General features: G+C 65.1%; 14 protein-coding genes. 10 read left to right on the top strand and 4 right to left on the bottom strand.

The window, feature by feature from the left end; genetic code table 11:
- Window positions 1-149 precede the first annotated feature (149 nt).
- The 3 genes from AC3XQU_RS00365 (at window position 150) to AC3XQU_RS00355 (ending at window position 3,102) form a co-directional block, all read left to right on the top strand.
- Window positions 150-1,055 (top strand): DMT family transporter, encoded by a 906-nt coding sequence (locus AC3XQU_RS00365; protein WP_489872145.1) that lies wholly within the window; start codon window positions 150-152, stop codon window positions 1,053-1,055.
- A gap of 9 nt (window positions 1,056-1,064) precedes the next feature.
- A complete protein-coding gene (locus AC3XQU_RS00360) occupies window positions 1,065-1,760 on the top strand; it encodes a nitroreductase (RefSeq protein ID WP_489872144.1) in 696 nt (231 codons plus the stop codon).
- 133 nt (window positions 1,761-1,893) lie between these two features.
- A complete protein-coding gene (locus tag AC3XQU_RS00355; RefSeq protein WP_489872143.1) occupies window positions 1,894-3,102 on the top strand; it encodes a serine hydrolase in 1,209 nt (402 codons plus the stop codon).
- Between the two features lie 7 nt (window positions 3,103-3,109).
- Here the strand turns inward: AC3XQU_RS00355 and AC3XQU_RS00350 are convergent, their stop codons facing one another.
- Window positions 3,110-3,913 carry an IclR family transcriptional regulator gene (locus tag AC3XQU_RS00350; RefSeq protein WP_489872142.1) on the bottom strand — a complete coding sequence of 268 codons (804 nt, stop codon included), beginning with the start codon at window positions 3,911-3,913 and terminating at the stop codon, window positions 3,110-3,112.
- A gap of 149 nt (window positions 3,914-4,062) precedes the next feature.
- On the opposite strand from AC3XQU_RS00350, the gene AC3XQU_RS00345 reads away from it, so the two are divergent.
- The 7 genes from AC3XQU_RS00345 to AC3XQU_RS00315 all read left to right on the top strand — a co-directional run bounded on the left by AC3XQU_RS00345 (window position 4,063) and on the right by AC3XQU_RS00315 (window position 10,012).
- Window positions 4,063-4,449: a diacylglycerol kinase gene (locus AC3XQU_RS00345; RefSeq protein WP_489872141.1), complete on the top strand. Its 387-nt coding sequence runs from the start codon at window positions 4,063-4,065 to the stop codon at window positions 4,447-4,449.
- A 140-nt stretch (window positions 4,450-4,589) separates the two neighbouring features.
- Window positions 4,590-5,228 carry a peroxiredoxin gene (locus AC3XQU_RS00340; protein WP_489872140.1) on the top strand — a complete coding sequence of 213 codons (639 nt, stop codon included), beginning with the start codon at window positions 4,590-4,592 and terminating at the stop codon, window positions 5,226-5,228.
- 121 nt (window positions 5,229-5,349) lie between these two features.
- Window positions 5,350-6,123, top strand: a complete 774-nt coding sequence (locus AC3XQU_RS00335; RefSeq protein ID WP_489872139.1) for a sulfite exporter TauE/SafE family protein — start codon at window positions 5,350-5,352, stop codon at window positions 6,121-6,123.
- Window positions 6,124-6,241: 118 nt separating this feature from the next.
- Window positions 6,242-7,090 carry a sulfate ABC transporter permease subunit CysT gene (gene cysT, locus AC3XQU_RS00330; RefSeq protein ID WP_489872138.1) on the top strand — a complete coding sequence of 283 codons (849 nt, stop codon included), beginning with the start codon at window positions 6,242-6,244 and terminating at the stop codon, window positions 7,088-7,090.
- Window positions 7,087-8,007, top strand: a complete 921-nt coding sequence (cysW, locus tag AC3XQU_RS00325; protein ID WP_489872137.1) for a sulfate ABC transporter permease subunit CysW — start codon at window positions 7,087-7,089, stop codon at window positions 8,005-8,007. Before cysT ends, cysW begins: the two co-directional genes overlap by 4 nt.
- Window positions 8,004-9,086 (top strand): sulfate/molybdate ABC transporter ATP-binding protein, encoded by a 1,083-nt coding sequence (locus AC3XQU_RS00320; protein WP_489872136.1) that lies wholly within the window; start codon window positions 8,004-8,006, stop codon window positions 9,084-9,086. The genes cysW and AC3XQU_RS00320 overlap by 4 nt, the downstream gene beginning before the upstream one ends.
- Complete coding sequence (locus AC3XQU_RS00315) at window positions 9,083-10,012, top strand: CysB family HTH-type transcriptional regulator (RefSeq protein WP_489872135.1); 930 nt, start codon at window positions 9,083-9,085, stop codon at window positions 10,010-10,012. Before AC3XQU_RS00320 ends, AC3XQU_RS00315 begins: the two co-directional genes overlap by 4 nt.
- A 6-nt stretch (window positions 10,013-10,018) precedes the next feature.
- On the opposite strand, the gene AC3XQU_RS00310 is transcribed toward AC3XQU_RS00315, so the two are convergent.
- From AC3XQU_RS00310 to AC3XQU_RS00300, 3 genes are read right to left on the bottom strand one after another with little or no spacing between them, the layout of a single operon-like run.
- Entirely contained in the window at window positions 10,019-11,065 is a 1,047-nt protein-coding gene (locus AC3XQU_RS00310; protein WP_489872134.1) for an aldo/keto reductase, read from the bottom strand.
- 13 nt (window positions 11,066-11,078) lie between these two features.
- Window positions 11,079-12,107, bottom strand: coding sequence for a quinone-dependent dihydroorotate dehydrogenase (locus AC3XQU_RS00305; RefSeq protein WP_489872133.1), 1,029 nt, complete (start codon window positions 12,105-12,107; stop codon window positions 11,079-11,081).
- A 58-nt stretch (window positions 12,108-12,165) separates the two neighbouring features.
- Window positions 12,166-12,894, bottom strand: coding sequence for an arginyltransferase (locus AC3XQU_RS00300; protein ID WP_489872132.1), 729 nt, complete (start codon window positions 12,892-12,894; stop codon window positions 12,166-12,168).
- Window positions 12,895-12,907: the final 13 nt, after the last annotated feature.

Genomic DNA, 12,907 nt, shown 5'->3' with positions numbered 1-12,907 from the left:
TTCTTGAATGCATTGTTTGCAAGAAATTTCAACGGTTTTTGTTTGATTTATCGCAACAAAACCGTAATCAGCCCGTCTGCCGAAGGGCTTGTCCACCCATGCTAGACTAGCTGCTTGTGATTCTTTCAAGCTGCCAAGCAGCACCTGTCATGTCGCCCGGCACCCCCACCCATGCGCCCGCCGCCGCAGCATCCTCCTGGCTGTCGCCGGTCCCGCTGTTCTTCGTCTTCCTGTGGAGCACCGGCTTCATCGTCGCCAAGCTGGGGCTGCCCTATGCGCCGCCGCTGACCTTCCTGATCCTGCGTTGCCTTGGCGTACTCGCCGTGCTGTTGCCGGTGGTGTTGTTTTTCGGCGCACCCTGGCCGCGCGGCCGGATGCTGCACGTGGCGGTGGCCGGCCTGTTGCTGCAGGCAGGCTATCTTGGCGGTGTCTGGGCGGCCATCAAGCTGGGCATGCCGGCCGGGCTGACCGCGCTGATCGTCGGCATGCAGCCCATCCTCACTGCCGCCGCCGCGCCCCTGATCGGCGAGCGGGTCCGGCCGCGCCAGTGGCTCGGGCTGGCGCTGGGCCTGTCGGGCGTGGCGCTGGTCGTGGTGGCCAAGCTGCACCTGGCCGGCTTGAGCGCGGCCAGCCTGGGGCTGTGCGTGTTTGCGCTGCTGTGCATCACGGCAGGCACCATGTACCAGCGCCGCTATTGCCCATCTTTCGATTTACGCACCGGCACCGTCATCCAGTTCGCCGCCACGGTGGCGGCGCTGCTGCCGCTGGCCATCGTGCTCGAAGGCCTGGACCTGCGCTTTTCCAGCGTCGAGTGGAGCCGCGACTTCATCCTGGCCTGGCTGTGGTCGATTTTCGCGCTGTCGATCGGCGCCATCTTCTTGCTGTTCACGCTCATTCGCCGCAGCCAGGCGCTTGAAGTGACCAGCCTGCTGTACCTGACCCCGCCCACCACTGCCGTCATGGCCTGGGTGCTGTTCGGCGAGGCCTTCAGCATCCTCGCCCTGGCCGGCATGGCCGTCGCCGTGCTGGGCGTTGCATTCGTCGTCAAAAAATAAGGAGACCCCATGATTCAGAGCCCCCAGCAGGAAGCCGTCGATGCGGCCATCACCTCGCGCCGTTCGATTCGCGCTTTCCTCGACAAGCCGGTGGACCGGTTGGACGTCGAGCGCATCCTCGAGGTAGCCGCGCGCGCCCCTTCCGGTACCAATACCCAGCCATGGAAGGTATATGTGGTGACGGGGCAGGCGCGGCAACGCTTGTGCGATGCCATCCTCGCGGTCAACGCCGACCCCGAGCAGGCGCGCCAGCACACCGAGGAGTACGCCTACTATCCGCGCGAGTGGGTGTCGCCTTTCGTCGACCGCCGCCGCAAGGTAGGCTGGGATTTGTATTCGCTGCTGGGCTTGACGCGCGATAACAAGGCCGGCATGGCGGCGCAACATGCACGCAACTATTCTTTCTTCGATGCGCCGGTCGGCCTGATCTTTACCATCGACCGCATCCTGGAGCAGGGCTCCTGGCTCGACTACGGCATGTTCTTGCAGAGCATCATGGTGGCGGCGCGCGGCCGCGGCCTCGATACCTGCCCGCAGGCCGCCTTCACGCAATATCACCGGGTGATTGCGCAACAACTGGCGCTGCCGGAAAATGAGATGGTCGTGTGCGGCATGGCCCTGGGATGGGCCGACCCGGAAAAAATCGAGAACTCCCTCGTCACGGAGCGCGAGCCGGCAAGCAAGTTTGCACGCTTCCTGGAATAGCTTGTCAGCATGCTAATAAGGAAAAAAATAGTTCGTTGTGTTGCCGCACGGAATTTACAATTCACTTGCGATGATGCTTTGTTCGGCTAAACTGCATTTCGTACCTCATCAGTTTGCGTCGAAGGGTTTCCAGATGTTCAAAGTTGCATTGGCTGCCATTGTGTCGCTGCTGTTGGCCTTCCAGCCTGTTTCCGCGCTTGGCGCAGGCGCAGGCGCAGGCGCCGAGAAGACCCAGGGCGTCAAGAAAAAGCAGAAGCGTACGGTCGTCGCCAAGAAGCCGGCGCGCAAGAAAGCCACCCGGGGCAAGGCCGCCCGTGGCAAGCGCCAGGACCTGGCCCATGCCATCGCCGCCGATAACCGAGAGCGCATGGTTCGCCGCGTGGAAATGGTGCGCGGCAAGCGCAAGGTCACCTACCAGGTAGTGCGCCGCGCCGGGCGCGCCGTGCCGCGCGTGGCTGCCTTCGATCCGCGCACGGTAGGCGATGCCGCCGGCCTGGGCCGCACCGCCGACCCACTGTCGCTGCGCTCGAGCGTCGCTTTCGTGCTCGACCAGGACAGCTCGGAAGTGCTGTTCGAGAAAAATGCCAACGTCGCGTTGCCGATCGCCTCGATCACCAAGCTCATGACCGGCCTGGTCGTGGTCCAGGCCAACCAGGACCTCGAGGAAGTGCTGCGCATCACCGACGCCGACGTCGACCGCCACAAGTATTCCAGCTCGCGCCTGCCGGTAGGCTCGCGCATGACGCGCCGCGAATTGCTGCACATTGCCCTGATGAGTTCGGAGAACCGCGCCGCCTCTGCGCTGGGCCGTAACTATCCGGGCGGAATCGACGCCTTCATCGCCGCCATGAACGCCAAGGCGCGCGAACTGGGCATGAACGACACCCGCTACGTCGATTCGAGCGGCCTGTCGAGCCGCAACGTCTCGAGCGCGCGCGACCTGGCGCGGCTGGTGGCCAAGGCCTATGGCGAGCCGCTGCTGCGCGAATATTCCACCACGCCGAATTCGATCGTGCGCGCCAGCGGCCGGCCGATGCGTTACGCCAACACGAACTACCTGGTGGCGCTGCCGGACTGGAATATCGGCCTGCAGAAAACCGGCTTCATCAACGAAGCCGGACGCTGCCTGGTGATGCAGGCGGCGATCCACGGGCGCAGCGTGATCATGGTGTTCCTGGATTCAAAGGGAAAGATGTCGCGCACCGCGGACGCGGGCCGGGTGCGGCGCTTCCTGGAGGCGATCTCGCCGGACAAGATCCAGGTGCTGACGCCCGGCACCCTGGGCGGACCGGTGCCGAACCCGATGATGAGCGCGGCCGGCGGTGCGGCCGCGCTGCATTGACGCGACTTCAGATCTGGGGAGTAGGGCGGTAGCCCAGCGTCGAAGAAATACTCGATGCCGTCTGCACCAGGTCTTCCAGCCATTCTTCCTGCAGGCGGTCGGCTGGCGCCGAGATCGACAGGCCGGCCACCAGCTTGCCGCTGTCGTCGAAAATGCCGGCGGCCATGCAGCGCACGCCCAGTTCCAGCTCCTCGTTGTCGCGCGCATAGCCGCGCGAGCGCACCAGGCTCAGCTCGCGCTCGAGGCGCGCCAGTTCCGTGATCGAATTCTTGTTGTGGCCGGCCAGGCCCGTGCGCGTGGCATAGGCGCGCACGCCTTTCGGGTCGTCCACCGACAGGAACAGCTTGCCGGTCGAGGTCAGGTGCAGCGGTCCGCGCCCGCCGATCGCGCGCACCACCTGCATGCCCGAGCGCTCGGAAAACGCGCGGTCGATGTAGACGATCTCGTCGCCCTGGCGTACCGACAGGTTCACCGTCTGCTGCGTCTTCTTGTGCAGGGCGCGCATGAAGTCGAGCGCCGCTTCGCGTACCGACAGGCGGCTCTTGACCACATTGCCCAGTTCCAGCAGACGCATGCCGAGCCGGTAGGTGCCGGGCTCGACGCGGTCGACGAAGCGCGTCACCACCATGTCGTTCAGGATGCGGTGCGCGGTCGACGGGTGCAGGCCCGATACCTTGGACAATTCCTTCAGGCTGACCGGGTCGGAATAGCTGGCGAGGGCGTCGAGCAGGGCCATCATGCGGTCGATCACCTGGATCGATGTCTTGGCCGGGCTCGATGCTGCTGCCAATTCTGGGGTGTCCATTTTCATGATGTGGTTGGTGCGGTGCAGTATCGACCTTCTTTATACCATGATGTGAAACGCAGATGCAAACCGGCAGGCTGCAATGGGCAACCTTGCCGCGGCACGGCATAATGACGAGTCGATATTGTCATCAACCCAACTCACAGCCCACCACGATGGAACAACCGATCAGCGAATTCAAGACCAAGCGCGGCCTGGCACGCATCGCCGCCGCCTGCCGTAACACCTGGGACGGCGTTTCCTGGGCCTGGCGCAGCGAAGCGGCCTTTCGCCAGGAAATCATGGTCATCGTGGTCGCCACGGCAGTCGCGCTGATGTTGCCGGTATCCGGCTTCCAGAAGCTGGCCCTGATCGGCGTGCTGGTGCTGGTGCTGATCGTCGAGATCATCAACTCGGCCATCGAGGCCATCGTCGACCGCATCTCGCTCGAGCGCCATCCGCTGTCGAAAGTGGCCAAGGACATGGGCAGCGCCGCGGTCGCGCTCACCCTGCTGCTGGCAGTGGCCACCTGGTCCGTCGTCCTGTATAGCCGCTATTTGTAGGGATGCCGCTTCCACATCGCCGGCGCCTAAGCAAATAACTAACTTGTCGTTTGCATTGGCGCCGGGTTTGCTTAGACTTGGTGATAAATTTGTAAAACGGCTCAGTTTGCCCCGCAGTTTCATACCATGGAGAGTTGAACATGACCTTACGCCTCGGCGATACCGCCCCCGACTTCGAGCAGGATTCCAGTGCCGGCAAGATCCGCTTCCACGAGTGGGCGGGCGATTCCTGGGTGGTGCTGTTCTCGCACCCGGCCGACTTCACCCCGGTCTGCACGACCGAACTGGGCCTGACCGCCAAGCTCAAGCCGGAATTCGACAAGCGTAACGTCAAGGCCATCGCCCTGTCGGTCGACCCGGCCGACAAGCACCGCGACTGGATCCGCGACATCGAGGAAACCCAGCAGACCGTGGTCGGCTTCCCGATCATCGCCGACGCCGACCGTACCGTCTCTACCCTGTACGACATGATCCACCCGGAAGCCTCGCTGACCGCCACCGTGCGTTCGCTGTTCGTGATCGATCCGGCCAAGAAAGTGCGCCTGATGATCACCTACCCGATGAGCACCGGCCGCAACTTCGACGAAGTCCTGCGTGTAATCGACGCCCTGCAATTGACCGACGGCTACACCGTGGCCACGCCGGGCAACTGGAAGGATGGCGACGACGTCATCATCCCGCTGACCGTGCAAGATCCTGCTGTCATCGAGCAGAAGTATCCGAAGGGCTTTACCTCGCCGCGTCCCTACCTCCGCCTGACCCCGCAGCCGAACAAGTAAGCCCGCATCGCGCCGGACGTCCCTGGCGTCCGGCGCGCAGCCCGCATAAGCAAATAAGAAACCTGTCCTTCCCATAACCGCTGAGTCCCCTTACGCTGGTCCCTGAAATAGGGGGGCTGGCATGTCGATGACATATGTAATGGCGGGTTTCGCGGTAGGGCTGCTGGTCGGCATGACCGGCGTCGGCGGCGGCTCGCTCATGACCCCGCTGCTCACGCTGCTGTTCGGCGTCTCGCCCTCGGTGGCCGTCGGCACCGACCTGGCCTTCGCCTCGATCACCAAGGGCGTCGGCACCATTACCCACCGCTTCAACCGCACCGTCCAGTGGCCGATCGTGCGCCTGCTGTGCCTGGGCGCCTTGCCGGCCGCGCTGTTCACCACGCTGGCCCTGAGCCAGTTCGGCACCGTCAATCCGCAGGTGGGGCAGGTGATCCGCTATTCGATCGCCGTCTCCGTCATGCTGACCGTCGTGGCGCTGCTGTTCCGTGCCCGCATGCTGCGCTGGATCAGCGCGCACCCCGAACGCCAGCTGCAGGGAAGCAGGCTCGCCACCGCCACCGTCGTCTCGGGCGCCGTGCTGGGCGTGCTGGTCACCGTGTCCTCGATCGGCGCCGGCGCCATCGGCGCCACCTTGCTCGTCATGCTGTATCCGCGCCTGTCTTCCGCCGAAGTGGCCGGCACCGACATTGCCTACGCCGTGCCGCTCACCGCGATTGCCGCGATCGGCCACTGGTGGCTGGGCTCGATCGACTGGATGCTGCTCTTGACCCTGCTCATCGGTTCGGTGCCCGGCATTACCCTCGGCGCCATGATGGCGCGCAAGGTGCCGGAGCGCTTCCTGCGCGCCCTGCTGGCCATGACCCTCACGGGCGTGGCGGCCAAGCTGGTGCTGTGACGATTTCCGCCGAAGCTAATAGCTGAACTGTCTATGCAAATAAGGATTGCTTCGTTTGTAATATGCGGGCTGTGTGGGAATATGGCAGCCCGTTAGAAGTTTCTGTAATAAGGCCTCCATGACATCGCTCGCTCAGCCGCGCAAGTCTCCGGGCCGGGTCATCCCCGGCTTCGGGATCTCGCTCGGCTTCACGCTGTTCTACCTGGCGCTGATCGTGCTCATTCCCCTGTCGGCGGTCTTCCTGAAGACCTTCACCATGAGCTGGGACGCCTTCTGGAGCGCCGTCACCTCCGAGCGCGTGATGGCGTCCTATCGCCTCAGCTTCGGCACCTCGCTGATCGCCGCCTTCATCAACGTCATCTTCGGGGGCATCGTCGCCTGGGTGCTGGTGCGCTATACCTTCCCGGGCAAGCGCATCATCGACGCCCTGGTCGACCTGCCGTTCGCGTTGCCCACCGCGGTGGCCGGCATCACGCTCACCGCCCTGTATTCGCACAATGGCCTGATCGGCGAGCAGCTCGCCAAGTTCGGCATCAAGGTGGCCTTCACCCCGCTCGGCGTGCTGGTCGCGCTGACCTTCATCGGCCTGCCTTTCGTGGTGCGCACGGTGCAACCGGTGCTGGAAGAAGCCGAGCGCGAACTCGAAGAAGCCGCCGCCAGCCTGGGCGCCTCGCCACTGCACACCTTCTGGCGCGTGGTGCTGCCGACGATCACCCCGGCCCTGCTGACCGGCTTCGCGCTGGCGTTTGCGCGCGCCACCGGCGAATACGGCTCGGTGATTTTCATCGCGGGCAACCTGCCGATGGTGTCCGAAATCACGCCGCTGTTCATCATCACCAAACTCGAACAATACGACTACGCGGGCGCCACGGCGATCGCCGTGGTCATGCTGGTCATCTCCTTCATCCTGCTGCTGACGATCAACCTGCTGCAGGCCTGGACACGCAAACGGGCAGGCAAATCATGAGCGCAGTCCTCGACAACATCAAGGCCGTGCCCAAGGCGGCTCTACCTGGCAAACGCCGCTCGACCAGCGTGCTCGAACCCGACTGGGTGCGCTACCTCCTGATCGTGGTAGCCCTGGCTTTCCTGACCCTGTTCCTGTTCGTGCCGCTGGCGGCCGTCTTCACCGAGGCGCTCAAGAAAGGCTGGGGCACCTATGTCGAATCGATCACCGACCCGGACGCGCTGTCGGCCATCCGCCTGACCCTGATCGCGGCCGGCATCTCGGTGCCGCTCAACCTGGTCTTCGGCGTGGCCGCCGCCTGGTGCATCACCAAGTTCGAGTTCCGCGGCAAAAGCATCCTGCTGACCCTGATCGACCTGCCGTTCTCGGTTTCGCCCGTGATCGCGGGCCTGATCTACGTGCTGCTGTTCGGCGCCCAGGGCTGGTTCGGCGAGTGGCTGATGGAGCACGACATCAAGATCCTGTTCGCGGTGCCCGGCATCGTGCTGGCCACCGTGTTCATCACTTTCCCGTTTGTCGCGCGCGAGCTGATTCCGCTGATGCAGCAGCAGGGCACCGAAGAAGAAGAAGCCGCGCTGGTGCTGGGCGCCTCCGGCTGGTCGACCTTCATGCGGGTGACGCTCCCCAACATCAAGTGGGGCCTGCTGTACGGCGTCATCCTGTGCAATGCGCGTGCGATGGGCGAGTTCGGCGCGGTGTCGGTGGTCTCGGGCCACATCCGGGGCGAGACCAACACCATGCCGCTGCAGGTCGAGATCCTCTACAACGAATACAACTTCACGGCCGCGTTTGCGATCGCATCCTTGCTGGCGCTGCTCGCGCTGGTGACCCTGGCGGTGAAGAGCTTGATCGAATGGCGCCTGCACCAGGTGCGCAAGGCCGCCGCCGACGAACGACAACAGGAAGCGCTAGCATGACCATCGAAGTCCAACACATCCGCAAGCAGTTCGGCCAGTTCACCGCGCTCGACGACGTCTCGCTGCAGTTCCCGGACGGCCAGCTGACCGCCTTGCTCGGCCCTTCGGGCTGCGGCAAGACGACCCTGCTGCGCATCATCGCGGGCCTGGAGCATCCCGATTCGGGCGCCGTGCTGCTCGATGGCCAGGACGCCTCGCACCACCACGTGCGCGAGCGCCAGGTGGGCTTCGTGTTCCAGCACTACGCGCTGTTCAAGCACATGACGGTGTTCGAGAATGTCGCCTTCGGTTTGCGCGTCAAGCCGCGCAAGGAGCGCCCGAGCGAAGCCCAGATCCGCGACAAGGTGCGCCAGCTGCTCGAGCTGGTGCAGCTGGACTGGATCGCCGACCGCTATCCGCCCCAGCTCTCGGGCGGCCAGCGCCAGCGCATCGCCCTGGCGCGCGCCCTGGCGGTGGAGCCGCGCGTGCTGCTGCTGGACGAACCCTTCGGCGCGCTCGACGCCAAGGTGCGCAAGGAATTGCGGCGCTGGCTGCGCCGCCTGCACGACGACCTGCACGTGACCTCGATCTTCGTCACCCACGACCAGGAAGAAGCGCTGGAAGTGGCCGACCAGGTGGTCTTGATGAACAAGGGCCGCATCGAGCAGCTCGGCACGCCGGACGCGGTCTACAACCACCCGGCTTCGCCCTTCGTCTACGGCTTCCTGGGCAACGTGAACCTGTTCCACGGCCGGGTGCAGGACGGCGTGCTGGCCAGCGGCGCGGTGCAGTTCGAGGTGCCCCAGGGCCCGGCCGCGCGCAACGGCAACGGCATCGGCTACGTCCGCCCGCACGACCTCGACGTTGAGCGCTACATTCCCGGCGCCGGCGACAGCGGCGGCGTGGTGGCGAAACTGCGCCGCGCCCATGCCATCGGCCCGCTGGCCCAGCTCGACCTGGAACGCCTCGACAACCAGCAGCTGATCGAAGCGGTCATGCCCAACGAGCTGTACGCTCGGCACGGCTTCAGGGAAGGCGACACCCTGGTGGTCAAGCCGCGCCGGATCGAAGTGTTCGTCGATGCAGGGGAGGGGATATGAACTTCCAGCAGCTGCGCTCGGTACGTGAAGCGGCCCGCCGCGACTTTAACCTGACCGACGTCGCCAATGCGCTGTTCACCTCGCAGCCGGGCGTGTCGCGCCAGATCCGCGAGCTCGAGGACGAGCTCGGGGTCGTCATTTTCGAACGCAACGGCAAGCGCCTGACGGGTCTCACGCCCCCCGGAAAGGGCATCCTGAAGATCGTCGAGCGCCTGCTGGTGGAAGCGGAAAACCTGCAGCAGGCCAGCGCCGAATTCGCCGCGCAGGATAGCGGCACGCTCACCGTGGCCGTCACCCACACCCAGGCGCGCTACGCGTTGCCGCAAGTGGTGCAGTCCTTCCGCAACGCCTTCCCGGGCGTGCGCATCGCCCTGCAGCAAAGCGCGCCGGAACACATCGCCGAATGGGTCTTGTCGGGCAAGGCCGACATCGGCATCGCCACCGAAGGCCTGTCGGCCTTCCCGGACCTGGTGTCGTTCCCCTGCTACCGCTGGAGCCACCTGGTGGTCGCACCCGAAGGCCACCCGATCTTCAATTCCGCCACCCCGCTGCGCCTGGACGACCTGGCCGAGTATCCCTTGATTACCTACGACCAGGGCTTTACGGGCCGCAGCCACATCGACGCCGCCTTCCGCGAAGCCGGGCTGGCGCCGGACATCGTGCTGACCGCCATGGATTCGGACGTCATCAAGCAGTACGTGTCGCTGGGGATGGGCGTGGGGATCGTGGCCTCGATGGCGTTTGACCATGGCCGCGACAAGGGCATGCGGGCGATCGAGGCATCGCACCTGTTCGCGCCGAACGTGACGCGGCTGGCGGTGCGCCGCGGGTCGTATCTGCGCGCCTATGCTTATCACTTCATCGAGCGCTTTGCGCAAGGGTACACGCGGGCGGATATCGAGAAGGCCTTGCAGACGGTGGAGTAGGCGGGCTCATTGCCCCGGATTCGTGTACTTCGCATGAATCGCCTCGATCCCCTTCATCACCTCCAGCGGCAGCACCAGCTCCGCCGCATCGATGTTCTCCTTCAGCTGCACCAGGTTGGTGGCCCCGATAATGGTCGAGCCCACGAACCAGCGCGAATAACACCAGGCCAGCGCCATCTGCGAGGGCAGCAAGCCGTGCGAGCGCGCCAGCGCCGCATACTCCGCGGCGGCCGCCAGCACCGATGGCCGCACGTAGCGCGGACTCCAGCCGGCCGGAAAAATCGTCAGCCGCCCGCGCGCTTTCGGATCGTCCAGGTATTTCGCCGTCAGTTGGCCGAAGGCGAGCGGGCTGTAGGCCAGCAAGCTGACGCCTTCGCGGTAGCAGGCCTCGTCCATCAGGCTGGTCTCGAAGGCGCGCGCCGTCAGGTTGTACAGGTTCTGCACCGTGGCGATGCGCGGCAAGCCCTTCAACTCGGCCTGCTTGACGTACTCGCACACGCCCCAGGCGCTTTCGTTCGAGACGCCGATGTGGCGGATGGTGCCGGCCTTGACCAGATCGCCCAGCGCCCCGAGCGTGTCCTCGATCGGCACGGCCGAGCGCTCGGCCTGCGGATTGAAGCTGTTGGCCCCGAAGATCGGCAGGTTGCGGCTCGGCCAGTGAATCTGATACAGGTCGATGTAGTCCGTGTTCAGGCGGCGCAGGCTGTCCTCGACGGCGGAGCGGATATTCGACGCATCCAGGTTGTGGCGTGGGCCGCGGATCCAGGGCATGCTGGCATTCGGCCCGGCGATCTTGGTGGCCAGCACCACTTCGCTGCGGCGTCCGGTTTTCTTGAGCCAGCTGCCGATGAAGCGCTCGGTCGCGCCCTGCGTTTCGGCGCGCGCCATCACCGGGTACATCTCGGCCGTGTCGATGAAATTGATGCCGCGTTCAAACGCGAAATCGAGCTGGCTGTGCGCTTCGCTCTCGCTGTTCTGCTCGCCGAAGGTCATGCTGCCCAGGCAGACCTTCGACACCATCAATTCGCTTCGTCCCAGCTGCCTGCGGTCCATGCGCTTCTCCTTGTCAGCGGCGCAGCGCGGCCGCGCAGTCGCGCACCAGCGCGGGGCCGGCGTAGATCAAGCCGCTATACAGCTGCACCAGCTGGGCGCCGGCCGCGATCTTGGCGCGCGCATCCTCGCCGCGCATGATGCCGCCCACGCCGATGATCGGCAGCGCCTCGCCCAGTTCCGCCTTCAGCAAACGGATCACGGTGTTGGACAGCTCGAACACGGGCGCGCCCGACAGGCCGCCGGTTTCTTCGCCATGCTGCATGCCGGTGACGGCCGTGCGGCTGAGCGTGGTGTTGGTGGCGATCACGCCGTCGATCTGGTGGCGCAGCAGGGCGCCGGCGATGTTGCGCACCTGGTCGCCGTCGATGTCCGGTGCGATCTTCAGCGTCACCGGTACGTAGCGCTTGTGCTGGTCGGCCAGGCGCAGCTGCTCCTGCTTGAGTTGCGCGAGCAGCGAATCGAGTTCCGACTCGCCCTGCAGCTGGCGCAGGTTCTTGGTGTTGGGCGAGGAGATGTTCACGGTCACATAGCTGGCGTAAGGGTAGACCTTGCGCAGGCAGTGCAGGTAGTCGTCGGCTGCGCGCTCGATCGGGGTGTCGGCATTCTTGCCGATGTTCAGGCCTAGCACGCCCTGCTTGTCCTGGTAGAAGCGCGAGGCCTGCACGTTGGCCACAAAGGCATCCACGCCGCCGTTATTGAAGCCCATGCGGTTGATGATGCCCTGCGCCTGCGGCAGCCGGAAGATGCGCGGCTTCGGATTGCCGGCCTGGCCGCGCGGGGTGACGGTGCCGATCTCGATCGAGCCGAAGCCCAGCGACGCCAGGCCATCGATATAGGCGCCGTCCTTGTCCAGGCCGGCCGCCAGGCCGACCGGGTTGGGGAAAGTGATGCCCATGACCGTGCGCGGGTCTGGCGCCGGCTTGGCAGCCAGTTTGGTCAGGCCGAGGGAAGCAGCGCGGCGCAGCAGCGGCAGGGTCAGGTGGTGGGCGGTCTCGGCATCGAGCGAGAACAGGAGCGGACGGGCGAGGGTGTACAGGGACATGGAGGGCTCAGGATGGGAACTGCCGCCATTTTACAATGCGCGCGGCGGCGCCCCAGCCTCAGCGGTCGAGCACGCCCCATTCGCCGTTGATGCGCGCTTCCAGCGGCCGGAAATTGATCTTGTACGCCATCTTGGGGCTCTGCTCGATCCAGTAGCCCAAATAGACATACTGCAGGCCCAGCTCGCGCGCCTGGTTCACCTGCCACATCACGTTATAGGTGCCGAAGGAAGCACCCGCCAGGTCCGGGTCGAAGAAGGTGTAGACCGAGGACAGGCCGTCGGACAGCACGTCGATGATCGAGACCATGCGCAGGGTGCCGTCCGGCTCGCGGAACTCGACCAGCCGGGTATTGACCCGGCTTTGCAGCAGGAACTGGGCGTACTGGTCGCGGCTGTCCTGGTCCATGCCGCCGCCGACGTGGCGCGTGGTCTGGTAGCGCAGGTAGAGGGCGTAATGCTCGTCCGAGAAGGCCAGGTTGGCCACCATCGCGACCAGGTCGCCGTGGCGGCGCCAGGCGCGGCGCTGGGTGCGGTTGGGGGTGAAGGCCTCGCACTTGACCCGCACCGGAATGCAGGCCTGGCAGCCGTCGCAATAAGGGCGGTAGGTAAAGATGCCGCTGCGGCGGAAGCCATTGCGCACCAGTTCGGAATACACGTCGGCGTTGATGAGGTGCGAAGGCGTCGCGACCTGCGACCGGGCCTGCCGTGCGTCGAGGTAACTGCACGGGTAGGGCGCCGTCGTGTAGAACTGCAGCGTAGCGAAGGGCAGGTCATTTAGGTGCGTCATGCAAAGCTCTCGG

The sequence above is a fragment of the Telluria sp. AZSoR62 genome, from assembly GCF_058111565.1.
The sequence above is the reverse complement of the archived record's forward strand: the minus strand, read 5'-3'. Positions and strand labels throughout refer to the sequence as shown.